Source organism: Alteromonas sp. LOR, assembly GCF_000753865.1.
Classification (GTDB): Bacteria; Pseudomonadota; Gammaproteobacteria; order Enterobacterales; family Alteromonadaceae; genus Alteromonas.
In genome coordinates this window covers 90,051-108,006 of sequence record NZ_JQFW01000014.1, presented here as the reverse complement: position 1 = coordinate 108,006, position 17,956 = coordinate 90,051, and the positions used below count along the sequence as shown (strand labels likewise).

Annotated in this window: 14 protein-coding genes; 6 read left to right on the top strand and 8 right to left on the bottom strand. The window is 43.8% G+C overall.

The window, feature by feature from the left end; all coding sequences use genetic code 11:
- Window positions 1-23: 23 nt before the first annotated feature.
- Both JV36_RS0105260 and JV36_RS0105255 read left to right on the top strand, forming a co-directional pair.
- Complete coding sequence (locus JV36_RS0105260; protein ID WP_032095505.1) at window positions 24-1,853, top strand: putative nucleotidyltransferase substrate binding domain-containing protein; 1,830 nt, start codon at window positions 24-26, stop codon at window positions 1,851-1,853.
- Between the two features lie 118 nt (window positions 1,854-1,971).
- A complete protein-coding gene (locus tag JV36_RS0105255) occupies window positions 1,972-2,664 on the top strand; it encodes a 3'-5' exonuclease (RefSeq protein WP_052010112.1) in 693 nt (230 codons plus the stop codon).
- 59 nt (window positions 2,665-2,723) lie between these two features.
- Here the strand turns inward: JV36_RS0105255 and JV36_RS0105250 are convergent, their stop codons facing one another.
- Window positions 2,724-3,707, bottom strand: coding sequence for a GGDEF domain-containing response regulator (locus JV36_RS0105250; RefSeq protein WP_032095506.1), 984 nt, complete (start codon window positions 3,705-3,707; stop codon window positions 2,724-2,726).
- Window positions 3,708-3,905: 198 nt separating this feature from the next.
- Window positions 3,906-4,412 carry a fasciclin domain-containing protein gene (locus JV36_RS0105245; protein WP_032095507.1) on the bottom strand — a complete coding sequence of 169 codons (507 nt, stop codon included), beginning with the start codon at window positions 4,410-4,412 and terminating at the stop codon, window positions 3,906-3,908.
- 379 nt (window positions 4,413-4,791) lie between these two features.
- Between JV36_RS0105245 and JV36_RS0105240 the strand changes: the two genes are divergently transcribed.
- A complete protein-coding gene (locus tag JV36_RS0105240; RefSeq protein ID WP_032095508.1) occupies window positions 4,792-5,958 on the top strand; it encodes a tetratricopeptide repeat protein in 1,167 nt (388 codons plus the stop codon).
- A gap of 79 nt (window positions 5,959-6,037) precedes the next feature.
- Here JV36_RS0105240 and JV36_RS0105235 read toward each other — a convergent pair whose 3' ends face one another.
- The 5 genes from JV36_RS0105235 to JV36_RS0105215 all read right to left on the bottom strand — a co-directional run bounded on the left by JV36_RS0105235 (window position 6,038) and on the right by JV36_RS0105215 (window position 10,989).
- The gene (locus JV36_RS0105235; RefSeq protein ID WP_032095509.1) at window positions 6,038-6,877 is read right to left on the bottom strand and encodes an isopenicillin N synthase family dioxygenase; all 840 of its coding nucleotides are present in this window, start codon (window positions 6,875-6,877) and stop codon (window positions 6,038-6,040) included.
- Window positions 6,878-7,045: 168 nt separating this feature from the next.
- Window positions 7,046-8,257, bottom strand: coding sequence for a NupC/NupG family nucleoside CNT transporter (locus JV36_RS0105230; RefSeq protein WP_032095510.1), 1,212 nt, complete (start codon window positions 8,255-8,257; stop codon window positions 7,046-7,048).
- Between the two features lie 12 nt (window positions 8,258-8,269).
- Window positions 8,270-8,893: a uridine kinase gene (gene udk / locus JV36_RS0105225; protein WP_032095511.1), complete on the bottom strand. Its 624-nt coding sequence runs from the start codon at window positions 8,891-8,893 to the stop codon at window positions 8,270-8,272.
- 243 nt (window positions 8,894-9,136) lie between these two features.
- Window positions 9,137-10,105 carry a hypothetical protein gene (locus JV36_RS0105220; protein WP_032095512.1) on the bottom strand — a complete coding sequence of 323 codons (969 nt, stop codon included), beginning with the start codon at window positions 10,103-10,105 and terminating at the stop codon, window positions 9,137-9,139.
- Window positions 10,102-10,989 carry a PhnD/SsuA/transferrin family substrate-binding protein gene (locus JV36_RS0105215; RefSeq protein ID WP_032095513.1) on the bottom strand — a complete coding sequence of 296 codons (888 nt, stop codon included), beginning with the start codon at window positions 10,987-10,989 and terminating at the stop codon, window positions 10,102-10,104. Before JV36_RS0105215 ends, JV36_RS0105220 begins: the two co-directional genes overlap by 4 nt.
- 381 nt (window positions 10,990-11,370) lie before the next feature.
- Between JV36_RS0105215 and JV36_RS0105210 the strand changes: the two genes are divergently transcribed.
- Together JV36_RS0105210 and JV36_RS0105205 are read left to right on the top strand one after the other, a co-directional pair.
- Window positions 11,371-14,580, top strand: coding sequence for a TonB-dependent receptor (locus JV36_RS0105210; protein WP_032095514.1), 3,210 nt, complete (start codon window positions 11,371-11,373; stop codon window positions 14,578-14,580).
- A 134-nt stretch (window positions 14,581-14,714) separates the two neighbouring features.
- Complete coding sequence (locus tag JV36_RS0105205) at window positions 14,715-15,398, top strand: type 1 glutamine amidotransferase domain-containing protein (protein ID WP_032095515.1); 684 nt, start codon at window positions 14,715-14,717, stop codon at window positions 15,396-15,398.
- Between the two features lie 226 nt (window positions 15,399-15,624).
- On the opposite strand, the gene argR is transcribed toward JV36_RS0105205, so the two are convergent.
- Entirely contained in the window at window positions 15,625-16,089 is a 465-nt protein-coding gene (argR, locus tag JV36_RS0105200) for a transcriptional regulator ArgR (RefSeq protein ID WP_032095516.1), read from the bottom strand.
- 261 nt (window positions 16,090-16,350) lie between these two features.
- On the opposite strand from argR, the gene mdh reads away from it, so the two are divergent.
- Window positions 16,351-17,289: a malate dehydrogenase gene (mdh, locus tag JV36_RS0105195; RefSeq protein ID WP_032095517.1), complete on the top strand. Its 939-nt coding sequence runs from the start codon at window positions 16,351-16,353 to the stop codon at window positions 17,287-17,289.
- Window positions 17,290-17,956 lie beyond the last annotated feature (667 nt).

The window sequence follows — 17,956 nt, the reverse complement described above, 5'->3', positions numbered from 1 at the left end:
AGAACGAGAATAAGGATGAACAAATGACAGCAATAGCAAAGCAGGTTGAAGACTTTCTTTCTACATCAGCACCGTTTGATATGTTAAACGAGTCTCAACGCAATGACCTTATTCGACATGCTGATTTACTCTATGTGACAAAAGATAATACCGAGCATTTTAAAACGGGCGAGCCCCGACTTTATCTTATTCAAAGCGGTCAGTTTTCCGTAGAAGATGGGGAAGGCGCGGCTAGGCATTTAAGCGAGGGAGATTATTTTAATTATGCCGCAATTTTAGATAAGCGTACCTATCCATTGTCCATACACGTAGACAGCCCTGGCCTTGTTTACAGTTTTGCCGCTGATGACGTATTTTCGTTACTTGAGCTTGTAGAGGTGAATAGCTTTTTTACGGGCTTGCGCAATAATGCGCTGCAAAATCACGCTATAGCCGACTCTAATTCCATGTGGCTATACAAGTCGCTAACCGATGTTATCGATAAAGCGCCAGTGGCCGCTCACAGCAATATGTCAATTGCTGATGCTGCAATGCTAATGACTCAAGAAAAAGTATCTTCCTTATTAGTAACCGATAACGATAAGCTCATTGGCATAGTGACAGATAGAGATTTACGCTCTCGCGTAGTGGCCCACGCTCTTGATACCGCCCTTCCGGTTAAGCAAATAATGACAGTGAACCCTACCCAAATTGGCAACAGCAGAACGCTGTTTGATGCCATGGCGCTGATGACAGAAAAAAATATTCATCACTTGCCGGTTATCGACCATCTATCCCAGTCGCCTATAGGCATGGTGACGGCCAGCGATATTATTAGGCACCAAAGGGGCAACGTACTTTTTATTATTGGTGAGCTCACAAAAGCGAATAACCTGTATGAGCTCACAAGGCTGTCTTGGCAATTACCGCATTATTTTGCTGCGCACGCCAAGCGTGCCGGAGATTACGATATTGCGGGCAAAATCTTGTCTCAGGCAACCGACGTAATGACGCGAAAGCTTATTGGGTTTTTCCAGCAAGATAACGGTAAAGCCCCTATGATGTTTGCCTGGCTAGTGTATGGCTCGCAGGCGAGGGAAGATCAAACCACGGGCTCTGACCAAGACAGCGGTTTATTATTAGCGTCTACGCCTAACGAAAAGCAGGCCGCCTATTTTGCTGATATGACAGATTACGTGTGCAAAGGATTAGCAAAATGCGGGATTAAGCTGTGTGATGGCAACATTATGGCCAGTAATCCTGAGCTGCGGTTGTCAGTTGATGAAGCGGTAAAAGAAGCTGAGCGGTGGGTAGCAGCACCCACAAGCAAGGCCATTATGCACTTTAATATTTTTTTGGATGTACGCTGTGCAGCAGGTGATGCAAGCCTGTTCAAACAGTTGCAGAAAAGGCGAGCACCATTATTACAGCAGAAGATGTTCTTAGCCGCCCTGGCGCGCAATAGCAATGATGTGTCTGTCCCCCTATCTATGTTTCAAAAATTTAGCTATGAAAAAGGACGTAAACAAAAAGACACCATCGACTTAAAAACCCGTGCCGTCGCACTGATTAACAACATTGCGCGTATTTATGCGTTAGCTGATGGTATTACGTTACCCAATACCGTTGCCCGTCTTGAGAGTTTGTCTGACAAGTCAGAGCTTTCTTCTAAAGATGCGGCTAACTTAAAAGATATTTGGGTGTTTTTAAATAGGCTGCGCTGGCGTCATCAGCTAGAGAACAAAGTAACCGATAACCTCGTTTCGGTGAGCATGCTGTCGTCGATTCAAAAGCACCAACTTAAAGCGGGCTTTAAAGCTATAGAGCGGGCTAACGAAGCCATGGTAATGAAGTTTTCCGGCGGGGTTGGTTAGCGCGCCTTCTGTCACTGGTGATAAGGATTAATGATACAAAGGTAAGCAAGGCTGTGGTGAGAAAGCCGCAAGGTGATCTAAAGCGTAAGGTAAATCAACGGGTAGGGTAAAACGATAGATGATATTGCAATGGCTTAAAAGGCAGCTTGCATTAACTGCAGGCTCGTCGCTAACAAAGCAACTTAGCGGTAGGTATATCAATAACACGGATTTACTGGCAATTGATGTTGAGTTGACTTCCCTTGATGCCAAAGTCACTGATATTACATCTATAGGATGGGTGGCAGGTAAGGGCGGGCAGTTGTCGCTGGGCTCTTGCGAGTATTTTGTTATAAAAACATCGGCTGCGTTAGGCCAAAGCCCAGTCATTCACGGGTTAACCCATGATATTTTGGCTCAAGGGAAGCCGTTAGCCGTTAGCTTAGATAAGTTGATGCCACGGCTTCAATCGTCAGTGCTGGTGTTTCACAATGCGAGTCTTGATTTAGCGGCGCTTAATAAAGCGTTTATAAAGCTGTCTTTACCCGCTATGGATGTTATCTATATTGATACGCTCAAGCTTGCGGTTTATCAGTTGAATAAACAGCATCAAGTGCTTCCTACCAATAGTGCAACACTTACCGTGTGTCGACAGCGATTAGACCTTCCAAGCTGTCCTGAACACAATGCCCTTGATGACGCACTTGCCACAATTCAGCTGTTATTCGCTCAATTTGAGCAATTTGGGTTAGACCAAACCAGTCCGTTAACGCAACTGCTGCACACTAAGGCGGTTGGGAAATATCGATTGGGAGAAACACAGAATAGGTAAAAACACAGGGTAAATAAAAACACAGATTAGGAAAAAAGCTAGCTAACGAACCGCTAAGCCTACACAAGTACTCGTCTTTTGGTTTCTCGTACCGGGGTGTCAAATTCGGCTTCATCAAGCCCTTCTACTCTTACGCGATTTCGACCATCGGTTTTAGCGAGATAGAGGTTTTTATCAGCCTCTAGCATGACGTAGTCTATGGTTTTTTCATCGTCCGCTTTTTTAGTCGAGAGTCCTGCGCTTAATGTGACTCGATCAAATTCAGAGGCATCATGTTTGATATTCAATTCATATACGGTTTCTAGCAGCCTCTTTGTGACTGCAGCGGCTCCTCTTGTATCCGTATTCGGCAAAATAACTAAAAACTCTTCCCCGCCGATACGAACCAACTTATCCATAGGCCGTTTTAACGTGTCGTTGATACATTGACTGACTTTCCACAGACAGCTGTCGCCGTCTAAATGACCGTACATGTCGTTGAAAAGCTTGAAGTGGTCGATATCTAATATGACAAGGGACAGTGGCGTCACATTACGAAGTCCATCGCGAACAAGTCTGGGAAGATAGTCATCTAGGTAATGGCGGTTGTATGCGCCAGTGAGTTTATCGATATAAATGAGCTTCTCGAGCAAGTCATTGCGCATTTTATTTTTTAGGTGAGACTTTACGCGATTTAGCAGTGTGCAGGCGTTAACTGGCTTTACGACGAAATCCACACATCCAGAGTTCCAGCATTTTGATTCTTCTTCCTCCGTTGAGGATGAAGTTACAAAAATAATGGGTATGGATTCACACTGAGGTTTTTTACGCAATAATACCGTGGTGGCGTGACCGTCTGATTCTGGCATGGAAACGTCCATCAAAATTAGGTCAGGCTTTTTGAACCGGCAATGCTCGATGGCCGCTTTGCCAGAGTCAACTGAAACGCACGAAACCATATCTGTCAGCAAGGTTTCTAGTATGAGTCTGCTACTCGCATCGTCATCTACAATAAGAACGTTACAATCAGAGAGTGCTCTGTTGTCAACTTGTTCGATGTACACAGCAATTCCTCGTTAGGGTACTACTCTGAGGCAGTATATCTATTAACTCTACACCTACGCGAGAAAAAAAGTTATTCAACATAAGTTTAAATTATAGAAATCTAATATGTTGGCATAACTGATTTATAATCTCTGTGCATCAAATACAAAAAACCACCGCGCAGAGCGGTGGTTTACAACGTTTTCTCGTTTTCTAGACTATAACGCTGCTGCTACATCAGCAGGTAGCAATACTGCGTCAATGACGTGAATCACGCCGTTTTCAGCCATTACATCAGCTTTCACAACGTTCGCATTGTTAATTTTCACTTTACCCATAGCGGCATTAACTTTTACATCACTGCCTTCCACTGTGGTCGCAGATGAAAGTGATACAACGTCTTTCGCCGCTACTTTACCTGCAACAACGTGGTATGTAAGAATTTGCACTAAGGTGTCTTTATTCTCTGGCTTTAACAACATTTCCAATGTACCTGCAGGAAGCGCTGCAAAGGCATCATTAGTAGGTGCAAAAACGGTAAACGGTCCGTCACCTTTTAATGTGTCTACTAAACCGCCTGCTTTTACCGCAGCTACCAAGGTAGAAAACATTGGGTTGCTCGCCGCTGTGTCAACGATATCTTTGTGGTCACCCATTTTATGGTGTCCAGCGAATGCAGATGAGCTCACTACTACAATAACTAAAGCACTTAAAAACTTACGCATAATATTTCCTTTTGAGTTTATCCAACGGGTTATAAATCTTTACTATCTTTTAACAAGTTTGATTTCGCTAATGATTACGGTGGTTTCTCAAAAAGTGATGATTAACTTTATGTAACACGAGAGCCCTTAGCGTTAAAATGCATCTGTGGAAGGGCGCGAGGCGATAAAATGTGCTTTTATTTATTTTGTCCGGCGCAGTAAATAGAAAAAGAACTAAAGCAAATTGAAGGCGAATAACTCAAATTAAATACAGAGAAAAGCAAGTTTATCAGGGCAGTCTATACTTATAGTATCGAATGACGCTTTATAGGGGCTCGAAGCGCGCTTTTACTCAGCGGCTTCATGAAATGCCTATGAAAGTGCATGAGGAGTGTATGTCATGCCTGTCCAATCATTATTAACACTAGTAATAATAACGGTGTGTTTAGCTGCTTGCCAAAGTACACAGCAAGATGATCGTGCAACTGCAGATATCAAGCCCTTATTAAAAGATGAGTTATTCCCCAGTTACCCACTTTTTCGCGTTGAGTCAGAGGAAGATGTATTTTATCTCGGTGAAGAAGCAAAACGCTTTGCAGAGCGTTCTGCCTACGACAACGCATTAAATGCAAAGAATGTTAGAGGCTTTGTCAACGCTATTTTAGACTACTCAGACAATGGCATGGTGTATCGCAATAACGCCAATACGGTGGCAAATACCACTTTTAATAACCGAGCGGCCAATTGCCTGTCATTGTCAATAATGACCTTCGCCTTAGCCCAACACCTTGGATTAAATACCACATTTTACGAGGTAGACATTCCCGAATACTGGACCCGCAGAGATGGCTTTAGTTTGCTCAATGGCCATATCAATTTAAGAGTAAGCGCGCCAGAAACCTCAATGGCAATTACCATAGGAACAACCTATGCCGACGTGGATTTTGATCCACAAGTTATTCGAAGTCACTTCCCTCGCATTCCCGTATCGCAAAAAAGTGTGTTAGCCATGTTTTATAACAACAAGGGGGCAGATGCATTTGTAGCAAATAGCTATACCCGTGCATACAGCTATTTCAGAGCCGCAGCCAAAGTTGCGCCAACATTACAGCAAACCTGGACAAATTTAGGCGTGCTTTATCGTATGCAAGGAGATTTTGAACAAGCTCAACGGACTTACGAACACGCGTTATCTCTCGATCCTGAAAACTTAACCGTATGGGAGAACCTCGCTATTTTGTATCGATATCAAAATAGGCGGGAGGAAGCGGCTGAACTATTTAGCAAAATAGAAACAAAAAGAAAGACTAACCCTTTTTATCATTTTATCCTTGGCGAGCAATCATTTGAGGATGGTAAGTTTGAGAAAGCGCTGAGTCACTATCAACGTGCTGTGCGACTCGACAGAAAGAATCACGAAGTGCTATTTGGTATGGCTAAGACCTATTTCGAATTGGGCGATACCAACAATACCGTGCGTTACCTTAAAAGCGCTAAGACTTACGCACCAGATGATTATAGCGCTGAGCGCTATTCATCAAAGCTTGCTGTATTGGCTCGACGCTGAATAGAGATGAAAATAAGCAGATAGAAAAAAGCCACGGACAAGCCGTGGCAGAAAGGTAACACTACAAAAGGAACTTAACTTAAATCACGCCCAGCTCACGAAGGCGCTCTTGCAGGTATGACCCTGCGGTATGACGTTCTGAAAGAACAACATCTGGTCGAGGGTGCAAAAACAAAGGCAGTGAAATACGAGCCTTTGTCATGTCTGCGCCATCAGGATTCACTACCCTGTGAGTGGTTGATGGGAAGTAGTGGCCAGATGCTTCTTGCAGCATGTCACCAATATTCACAATCAAACTACCAAAATCACAAGGAACATCTAGCCAGCTGCCGTCTTTCGCTTGAACCTGAAGGCCCGGCTCATTTGCAGCTGGTAAAATAGTAATTAAGTTAATATCTTCATGAGCAGCAGCGCGAATTGCGTCTACCTCTTCATCACCGCTTAAAGGCGGGTAGTGAAGAATACGCAATAGGGTCTGATCTGAATCTTTAATCATATCCCCTAACGGCTGACTGTACTTATCACTTACGTCACTTGGCGAGTGAGACTCAATCCAACTCAATAACTCTGAAGCAAGCGTGTTGGCTTCTTTGTAGTATTGAGATACCTGAGGACGTAGCTCCTCTGGACACTGGCCCCAAGGGTAGTAGTGATAATACTCTTTTATGTCTTTTTTCGTGAAACCCTTAGCTACCTCAGAAACACTCTGAGGGAAAAATCCGTCTTGCTTACCTTTGTTATAAAGGTAATCGTTCTTCTGTTCACTATTGAAGAAACCCTGCCAATTGTCATAAATACCTTGAACCAAAGACTGCTGAATAGGGTGGTTCTTAAGAACACCAAATCCAGTTTCCCGAAGTGATTTAACAAATTCTTCTTGTGCGTTTTCAGCTTGGTAATCAACAGCAACTAATTGCATAACGTTATCCCGTATATTTTGATTGCGGCATTATAAAGGTAGACGGGCTACAGAAAAAAGACGCAGGCGTTGATTCAGATCAACGCCTGCGAAGAATGTGCGTAATTTACATAAACCTGACCGTTTAGTCTAGTAAAAACTTGACCAAATAGTCTGTCTAAAAAAATTTTAACCGAGAGAAAGGAAAATGCCAGCCAATGCCGCACTCATTAAGTTAGATAAGGTTGCAGCAATAACTGCCTTTAATCCCAGTCGCGCAATTTCTTTTCTGCGTGTTGGCGCCATAGCACCAATTCCGCCCATCAAAATAGCGATAGAAGAGAAGTTTGCAAAACCACATAATGCAAAGGTGATAATGGCCTGAGAGGCTTGAGACAGCTGATCTTGGTTTTCTAAAAAGCTGAGGTAAGCGACAAACTCGTTAACCACCATCTTTTGTCCAATAAAGCTACCAGCAAGTTGTGCTTCTTCCCATGGTACGCCGATTGCCCATGCTAGTGGCTGAAGAACAAACCCCAGGATCCCTTCAAAAGTCACGTTTTCAAAGCCAAATAGCCCCGCGGTCCAGCCAATGAGGCCGTTGAACATGGCAATAAGTGCTATGAAAGCGAGTAGCATTGCACCTACGTTTAACGCAAGCTGCATGCCTGATGCTGCACCACTAGCAGCAGCATCAAATACGTTGGCGTAGCCTGCGCTGTCTGCATCTACGTCGTGTAAATCTTCATTTGGTTTAGTCGTTTCAGGCAAGATAATCTTCGCCATCAACAATCCACCAGGTGCCGCCATAAAGCTCGCGGCCAGTAGGTATTTAAGTTCTACGCCCATACCCGCATATCCGGCCATAACGGAGCCTGCGATTGATGCCAAACCACCTACCATAATGGCAAACAGCTCAGAACGAGTCATGTGTGGGATAAAGGGGCGAACTACCAGAGGCGCTTCGGTTTGACCGACAAAGATATTTGCCGCTGAAGACATTGACTCAGGTTGACTGGTGCCTAATAGCTTTTGCAGAAGACCACCAATAATTTTTATAACAACGCCCATCACCTTAAGGTGATAAAGCACCGCAATAAGTGCGGAGAAGAAAACAATAACGGGAAGTACATTAACCGCAAATATAAAGCCAAGAGAATTGTTGCTGAGGGGGCCAAATAGAAAGCTTATTCCGTCTTGGCTGTAACCAATGATATTGCCAACAAATTCTGTTGCTTTGAGAAGGAACTCTTTGCCGGGTTCGGAATACAGGACAAACGCACCCACTGTGGCTTGAATAGCGAATGCACCACCAACAGTGCGCCAGTTGATGCTGCGCCTCGCCGACGACATCGCTAATGCAATACCTATTAGGAGCGCAACGCCCAGTAAACCTACCATAATGTTATTCCCTTAAAGAAGCGCTTGCTGAATGTGTGATTTGATCACATCTAATGCAATTTGATTTTTTCCACCCTGCGTTACTACTACGTCGGCAGTAAAGCGGCTTGGCTCAATGAATTGGTGGTACATTGGTTTTACTGTTTCTTCATATTGCTTGGCCACAGACTCTATAGAGCGACCGCGTTCTTTTAGGTCGCGCATCATTCTGCGCATCAAACAAATATCCAATGGCGTGTCGATAAAGATTTTCACATCATATAAAGGAAGGAGATCCGTACGAGCAAGCAACATAATACCTTCAAGAATGATAACTGGTGCTGGATTTAAGCGCTCAGTTTCAGGCAAGCGAGTATGTGTTTTATAGCAATAGTGAGGATAGTCAATTGGCTGCCCCTCTCTCAACGCCTGCAAATGCGCTTTAAGCAACTCGTGCTCAAATGCGTTTGGATGGTCGTAGTTATTTTGCTCGCGCTGCTCCATGGGCAAATGATCTTGCGCACGGTAGTAATGATCCTCGCGCAAAACCTGTACAGGACGGCCTTGTGCGCTGAATCCGTTAAATAAATTTTTCGTAAAAAGAGACTTCCCAGAGCCTGACGCTCCAGAAATGGCAATAATTAATGGCGATTGCATAGTACTTTAAAGCTGGTTTTGTTGGTGCAAAGATACGCGCTTAGCCCTCACGAATCAATGTTATATTCATGTTTCGTTAGTCTTTGGTCTGGTCTTTGCTAGGTCTTTTCTTGAAGTTCACCGATATTTCAAGGTATTGCAGGCCCTTCACTAAAACATGAAGAAGTTATCCAATTGGTCAATATTATTCACATACAAAGCGTTGTTGTTCAAATTTAAAGCAAGTTGTCTAGATCAACTCCCCTAGTTACCAATTATTTCTATGTCAGCTAAAGCGATTTTGGGTAAAGCATAAGAATGTTGTTTTGAGCGAGAACCTTCACCTTGTGCTCTTGGCGGATAGTAGGTTTCTTTTTCAGCATTAAAGTCGGCAAACACTTCATCAAGTGACGCTCGAATCTCGCTGAGGGTTTTATCTAAATTGGCGTTAAAGTCTGGCCTTTTCCGTTTGGTATGACCTAATTCAATAAGACGGCCAAAACTTTTATTCGCCAGTGCGACTAACTCATTAGGTACGTCTTTGTGCGGAGGCAATGGCACTCCAGGATTCTCGATGCAGAACTTCACTAACGCAGTGTAAAAACACAGTGGTTTGTTCTGTAACGTCACTGCATTATCGGTGACGCCGTTAGATATGGTTTTATCTTGCAAGTTGATAATAAGTTTTGGGGCTGGGGGCAATAATGCCTCTGCTCGCTGCGCTCTCTGTTTTGCAGTGGTTCTGGTGTTAATCGCAAACATTGGCATTATAAGAAGTGATGCGATCAACGCGGTCCAACTAAAACCAAGTGCGTTAGATATAGGTTTGCTTACTATCTCTATATCTATGCGTTGTTCTGCATTTCTTAACACCGTTGTATAGCTTTTAGGAAAGTTCGCTTTTGTGATTTTCTCGCTTTTAAATTCCACACCTTGAATCGACTTCACTAAAACAGGGTAGCCTTGGGTAGAGAGCTCCGCATTCAACGTTGTAGTGTATTGCCATATTGCGTAGCTATTTACCGGCGTTTGCAGGGTTTGATTACCCACATCTAAAAAAGCGCTGTCTAAACTAATTCTTCGTTCAACCTTATCAATAGCGCTATGAAGCGTGCTTTGATAAGAAACAAACTGTCCTGCAACAGCTATGCACTGCAATAAAAAGAGCAGCATCAATCCATTAATAACAATTCGTCGCTTAGACTTAAATGTCAGTTTATTTGAAATGTTCATCGGCAGCCTTCCTCAAGAACAATATTCTTATAATAGGGACGAGGATGTGCCATAGCGATATCATGGATGACTGACTGCATTGCGCAAAATAGGTCGGTGTTTTGAGTTTGCATCTTTAAATACCAACGCATTCCGCTTACCTGCTGTAATAATGGTGCGGTATAATTTTTTGACAGAATTTCTTCATCGTCTTTTGCCCAATAAGAAGAAATGATATCAACCTCACCAGCGAGCAGGGCACGCCTTAGTTCTTGATGTGAGCTGTAATACACAATGTTCACATTAGTGTCACTTAACCCAAGCCGCTTCAATACTGTTTTAGGTACTATGTGCCCCGAGCGGCTGCTAGGGTAGTCGAGCAAGCCAATTCGCTTGCCCAATAAATATTCTTTTTCCAATTTTGGCTTTTCTCGTAACGAGATAAAAAATGCCCCGTAATCTGGGTGAGATGCGATAGGCGTTAAGCCGTAGATATCGTTGGCTGCAAAGGCGTCTACTACGTTTCTCTTCACTAATGCTAAATCAACCACGCCGTGGTTGATATACCGAAAGGTGTCATAGTCGCTCTGACCAATTATTACCTTTACCTCTCCATATTGCCGTTTTATGACACTATTGTTACAGATTTTTTCGCTAGCAAGCTGTGCAATTCTGCTGTCTGTAACATATACTGAAAATCGGTCGGCGTTGGCTGAAAATTCGCCATTGCAGGTTAAATACTGACCTGTTTGTGGTGGTATGTCAGAAAAGTTCCGTAAATTTGAAAAATAATTGACTGAGACGCAGCAAACCGCTGCGAATAGTAACAACCACCATTTTAATGAAGAAACAATTCGAAGAGTTGTCAAAAAACGACCAATAAAGTTAATAATTGAAAGTGACATTTCAACAGCTAAGATTATTTATTGCAATAGGTAAATTTATTTGAATGGTCTACTGTACTGATTTTAATGAATTTTGTCTGGGTTAATCTGATTTTTGTTAAACGCTGTTTATTAGTCGCGGGTGTGGCAAGAATAGCGATGTAAATTGCGAGTTGGAAACAATAATAACAATAGGTAATTTAACTTGACCACCTGGTCAGCTTAAATAAGCGTAGCTGTTTACGATATCTGAACTCTGCGTAAACAAAAATGCAATTTTGTAATAAAAATGACACGAAGCTCGAAGACAATTTAGCCAAATCTTGCTCACAAGCAGGGCGAGCAAAAGTTGTCTGTAACATCTAATTAGAAAAAAATTCTAAACAAAAGGGAAACACACACATGAACTTCAAAGCAAAACTCAGCCGCGTTGCAATCGCAGTTGCTGTTTCTGCTGGCCTAGCTGGTACAGTTATGGCTCAAACAACAACGTCTGCAATCCGAGGCAATGTTGTTAGCGAAGCAGGGGCAAATCTTGCCGGCGCCACCGTAACTATCAAGCACGAACCAACAGGTACTATTTCGACAGCAACAACCAACGAAAACGGTACTTTCTCTTCACGTGGTCTTCGTGTCGGTGGTCCCTACACAGTTACTATCTCTGGTGATGGTTTCGTACCAACGAAGGTAGAGGATGTTTACTTATCACTAGATCAAGCGTTGGCGCTTCCAGTTACCGTTCAGTCGGCTAATGCAGCCGAAGTTATTACTGTTACAGGTACTCGAGCTACAGCTGGTTACAGCAACGAAGGGCTAAGCACGAGTTTAGGCCTTAAAGCACTTAGCGAAGTTGCTTCAATCGACCGTGACATTACTGATGCTGCACAACTTGACCCATTCGCGTCTGTAAACGTCCAAAGCGGTGGTTCAAAAGAGTTGAGCATTGCTGGTGCAAACAACCGCTTTAACTCACTTACGGTAGATGGTGTTGCGTTAAATGACCGTTTTGGTCTTAACGCGAACGGCTATCCTACACAGCGTTCTCCTATTTCTTACGACGCAATTGAGTCTCTATCGATTCAAACAGCACCGTTTGACGTTGAGTACAATGGCTTTACTGGCGGTACTATCAACGCGGTAACTAAGTCAGGTACAAACGAATTTCATGGCTCAGTAGGTTACTACTACACTGACGACGGCATGATTGGCGAAAACAATGGTGACGAAGACTTCAACTTCGATTTCGAAGAAGAAACTTTTGTTGCTACGCTTGGCGGTCCGCTTATTAAAGATAAGCTTTTCTTCTTTGTTGCCTACGACAAGTTTGAAGCAGTTGCTCCGCTTAACAACGGCCCTTTAGGCTCTGGTGCGGTTAACGAACAAGAAAACATTACTCTTGATGACCTTGCTGAAGTATCTCAGGTTGTTTCAGACGTATGGGGCTTCGATGTTGGTAATTTCCAAAAAGACGCTGTACAAGATGAAAAAGTATTAGCAAACATCGATTGGAACATCGCAAAAGACCACCGCGCCAAGTTCACTTACATGAGAACTGAAGGTAACTCAATCAATGAGCAAAACGGTAACAACTTCCTTACTAACGATGAAGTACTAGGTGCATCGTCGACGTGGTACGACCGCTCAGAAGAAGTAGAAAGCTTTATTGCTCACGTGTTCTCAGACTGGACAACGAACTTCTCTACTCAGTTCAAAATTGCAAGTACAACACAAGCAACAGGTCAAGATTCGTTAAACGGGTCTGAATTCCCTAACTTTGCTGTTTTCCTTCGCGAAGTAGATGGTGATGAAAACTACCTTACAATTGGTCCAGACCGCTTCCGTCACGGAAACTCGTTAGACCAAGACTTCCTACAAATGAAAGCGGTGGCAATTTATACCACTGGCGATCACATTATTAAGGCTGGTTTTGAACGTGAAGAAGTTGATGTAGACAACTTATTTGCTCAGAACTCTGAAGGTTCTTACTTATTCGACAGTATCGATGATTTGCGCAACGCTCAAGCGTCAGCACTTTTATACGATAATGCGGTAAGTAACAACGAAGACGATTTGCGCGCTATCTGGGGTTATAACTACAACTCGTTATATATCCAAGATTCATGGGCCGCTACGTCAGAACTTACTATCGACGCTGGTCTTCGTTATGACTGGTACGAATCAGAAGGTTCTATTCGCGAAAACCAAAACTTTGTTGACCGCTACGGTTACTCAAATGCAAATGACATCGATGGCTTAGACCTACTTCTACCACGTGTTTCATTCCAGTGGTATGCATCTGATTACACGACAGTTCGTGGTGGTATCGGTCGCTTCTCTGGTGGTGCACCAAGTGTTTGGGTATCAAACAGTTACTCTAACGACGGTGTAATCTCTGATAACTACGAAGATTTCGGTTCTGGTCAAACTTACCAAGTACCGACTACGCCAGACCCAGTAACAGGTCAGTATATTCCTCAGAATATCCTAGATCAGCTTGCGAATACTGATCCTGATGGAGCAGTAAATGCGCTTCGCTCAGACTTTGATATACCAACAACGTGGAAAGTGAGCTTAGGTGTTGCCCACGAGCCAGAAATGGAAATGCTTGAAGGTTGGGTATTCTCTGCTGACGTTCTTTATAACAAGCTAGAAAACGCGACTTATTGGTACGACCAACGTTGTGAAGAGCCTGTTGGTACTGCACCAGATGGTCGTGGTGTTTACGACTGTAGTGAAGGACCAGAAGCAATCGCAACAGGATCTGTGGATGAAGGCGACTCAATGCTTTACGCATTGTCAGCAACAAATGCATGGGAAACTGCGTACGGTTCTTTCGATTTCTTCACCAGCTATACATATGCTGACGTAGAAGACATCGGTTACGGTACTTCGTCAACCGCAACGTCTAACTATTCAGACTTTGCTGCCTACGATCGTCAGCAGCCTCGTGCAGGAACTTCTAGTTTCCAAACTGAGCATTTATGGAAAATGCGCTTTAACTGGAGCCAAGAGTTTATCGATGGCTACCAAACTAAAGTGTCAGTATTCGCAGAACGTCGTTCTGGTCAACCTTACAGCTACACGTTCGACGAAAACAACGCGTGTGTGCTAGATGTTGGTGGCGGTCGTTGTGCTCGTGAAAGCCGTAACGATGATGCAGGTCACTTACTATACGTTCCATCTGGTATGGATGATCCGTTGTTCGCTTCATCATCTTTCGACGGTGATCCAGCGGCACAACAAGCGTTTTTTGATTACATCAATAGCTCTGAGTTAGCACAGTATAAAGGTGGCATTGCCGCTCGTAACGGTGACAACTCTCGCTGGTCAACAATCATCGATGTTCGTATCCAACAAGAACTACCTGCGTTCTACCCAGAGCACAAACTAACGGTATTCTTTGATATTGAGAACTTCGGTAACTTGTTAAATGACGATTGGGGCCGCATTGAGCGTACTCGTTACGAGTATGAGCGCGCAGTTGTATCAGCTAACATCGTAGATGGCCAATATGAGTACTTCGACCTTAACGGCGAAGACCGCATTCAGAACCTTGAGATTCTTTCTCAGTCTGTATGGCAGCTACAGTTCGGTATTAAATACGACTTCTAATCAAATGATATAAAATCTTTGTAGTGTAAAATGCCACTCCCCTTTATGGGCAGTGGCATTTTTTTTGATCTAATCATTCACCTTGGACGAAAGAAGAAGACTCTATATTCTGGAAATCAACGCAAGGAGGTCAAATGTCAAAGTCTATTCTTATGGTAATGACATCACACGAAATCATGGGCGATACGGGTAACAAAACCGGTATGTGGTTGGAAGAGTTTGCCGCTCCCTACTATGCATTCAAAGACCAAGGCTACTCCATTACACTCGCATCGACTATGGGTGGTCAGGTACCTATCGACCCCAATAGCCTCTCCGACGACGCGATGACCGACGATGCTATCCGCTACACAAAAGACGATATTGCCCGAAGTGCAATCGCATCTACAATTCCGTTAGAAGATGTGAGAGCAGAAGAATTCGATGCGGTATTTTACCCAGGCGGACATGGTCCATTATGGGATTTGTCGGACAACGCTCATTCAATTAAATTAATTGAAGATACTATTGCTGCGAATAAGCCTGTTGGTGCGGTGTGCCATGCGCCAATCGTACTTAAAGATGTGAAAGCACCTGACGGTAGCTATCTTGTAGCGGGGAAATCAGTTACAGGCTTCACAAACAGTGAAGAAGAGGCAATGCAGTTAACAGAAGTAGTGCCGTATTTAGTGGAAGACGAACTGCGCAAAAAGGGCGGTAAATTTGAAGCTGCAGAAGATTTTGCTGTGAAGGTATGTACTGATGGGTTACTGGTAACGGGGCAAAATCCACCGTCATCACGACCTGCAGCAGATGCTTTAATTAAGTTGCTGTCTTAGAGTGCTTAGGAGCACTAAAGCGATGGTTCAAATAACGCGATAACGCGAACTAAAACGTAAAAAGCCGCCGATGACCTCACTTCATAGTGAATGTCCGTCGACGGCTTTTCTATAGGCTGTGATGTTTATTACTCGGCGCTACTTAGTTAGAGATTGTCTCAGTTAAAAACTGTCTTTGTTAAACCCTGTCTCTATTAGACCCTGTCTCTATTAAACACTGTCTTTATCAAACATTGTCGAATAACTCTTCCACACGAATTCTCAATTCTTCAATTTTCTGAACATCCGCAGGGGCGATAAAGATAGTATCATCACCGGCAATGGTGCCCAATACGCCGTCTTTCTTACTCAATGAGTCGAGGAGGCGAGCAATGAGCTGTGCGGCGCCGGGGCTAGTTCTAATGATAACCATGACATTATTGTGTACTACATCAAGCACAAGCTGTTTTAGGGGGCTTTTAGCGGTAGGCATACCCAGCTCAGGGGGAAGGCAGTACACCATGTCCCCACGGGCGTTACGAGTACGTACTGCGCCAAACTTACTGAGCATTCTTGATATCTTCGACTGACTGATGTTGTCAAAATCTTGGGCCTTTAAGGCATCTACAATTTCACCTTGTGAACCGTAGCTCTCTGCTTTAAGTATCTCTTTGAAAGCTTTAATCAGTTGTTCTTGTTTTGTATTAGCCATTCAGCGCTCTTTTTTCATGTCGTTTATCGTTTTCGTCGGTAGGGCGTGACAAAAACGTGAGAATCTGGTTTTTATTCGCATATTGTGCCCCACAGGTGGACTTTAGGCAATTTGTTTGCATAATCATCCATGATAATGAATATTGACAAAAAATCGCTGCTTATGACGTCAATAAGACGATCCGGTGATTGAGTTTTCCCCCGCGTTGCATTAGTGTGACGTTCCGTTTAAATACGTGAGTAATCCCATAGGAGAAATGGTATGAAAGTAGCCGTGTTAGGTGCTGCAGGTGGTATCGGTCAAGCGCTGTCGTTGTTGTTAAAAACACAATTGCCAGCAGGTTCAGATTTAGCGCTTTATGATGTTGCGCCAGTTGTACCTGGTGTTGCAGTTGATTTAAGCCACATCCCCACTGCGGTTAAAGTAACCGGTCACGGTAAAGATGACCTAGCTGGTGCACTAACTGGATCAGACGTTGTTCTTATTCCAGCTGGTATGCCACGTAAGCCGGGTATGGATCGTTCTGATCTATTCAACATCAACGCTGGAATCGTTAAAAACCTTATTGAAGGTGTTGCTGATAACTGTCCAGATGCGTGTGTTGGAATCATCACCAACCCAGTTAACACTACAGTTGCTATTGCAGCTGAAACGCTTAAAGCAAAAGGCGTTTACAACAAAAACAAACTTTTCGGTGTAACTACGCTTGACGTTATTCGTGCCGAAACCTTCGTTGCTGAGCTTAAAGGTGTAGATGTTGCTTCTGTGCACGTACCAGTAATTGGTGGTCACTCTGGCACAACTATTCTACCTCTTCTTTCACAAGTTGAAGGTGTTGAGTTTACCGATGAAGAAGTGGCTAGCCTAACGACTCGTATCCAAAATGCGGGTACTGAAGTTGTTGAAGCGAAAGCTGGCGGCGGTTCTGCAACCCTTTCTATGGGTCAAGCAGCAGCGCGATTCTGCCTATCTCTTGTAGCAGCAATGCAAGGTGAGAACGTGGTTGAATACACTTACGTTCAAACTGATGACAGCGATGATGCAGCATTCTTTGCACACCCAGTTCGCCTTAGTGCAAACGGTGTTGAAGAAATCTTGCCATACGGCGAGCTAAGCGCATTTGAAGAAAAAGCGAAAAACGACATGCTTGAAGGCCTACGTGGCGATATCAAGCTAGGCGTAGACTTCGTAAACGGCTAATTAGGCTGTTGGCGGATGCGCTGCATCCGCTGAATAAAGGCTGGATACGTAAGGCCTACACAGACACGCCGAGATTCCATCCATGGAGGCTTGGCTGCAGCATCCCTGCTGCAGACAGTCTGTTATGACCTTACGGATCCAGCCTTTTTGTTACGCCCTGTAGGCTTTGCCGCCGCACCCATGCGCGGGCTCTTGAAAGAGTAAAAGCCTGCTCTTTACAAGCCTTCCAGTTTAAGCATTCCCCGCATAGCATCGATTCACTGCGTTTTAAAATAAGTAAATGCAGTCTGTTACGACCTTACGTATCCAGCCTTTTTGTTGCATCCTGTAGGCTTCGCCGCCGCACCCATGCGCGAGCTATTGAAAGAGTAAAAGCCTGCTCATTACAAGCCTTCCAGTTTAGGCATTCCCCCGCATAGCATCGATTCACTGCGTTTTAAAATAAGTACATGCAGTCTGTTACGACCTTACGTCTCCAGCCTTTTTGTTGAATCCTTTAGGCTTCGCCGCCGCACCCATGCGCGTGCTCTTGAAAGAGTAAAAGCCTGCTATTAGTGTCCTTCCAGTTTAGAGCCTTGATATGTCGTAGCGCAGGCTTGATTTCAATCGTTGTGCCGTTCATTGCTTTTGGTCATTTCTTTTAAAACAACATGCTGCAAAATTGCTA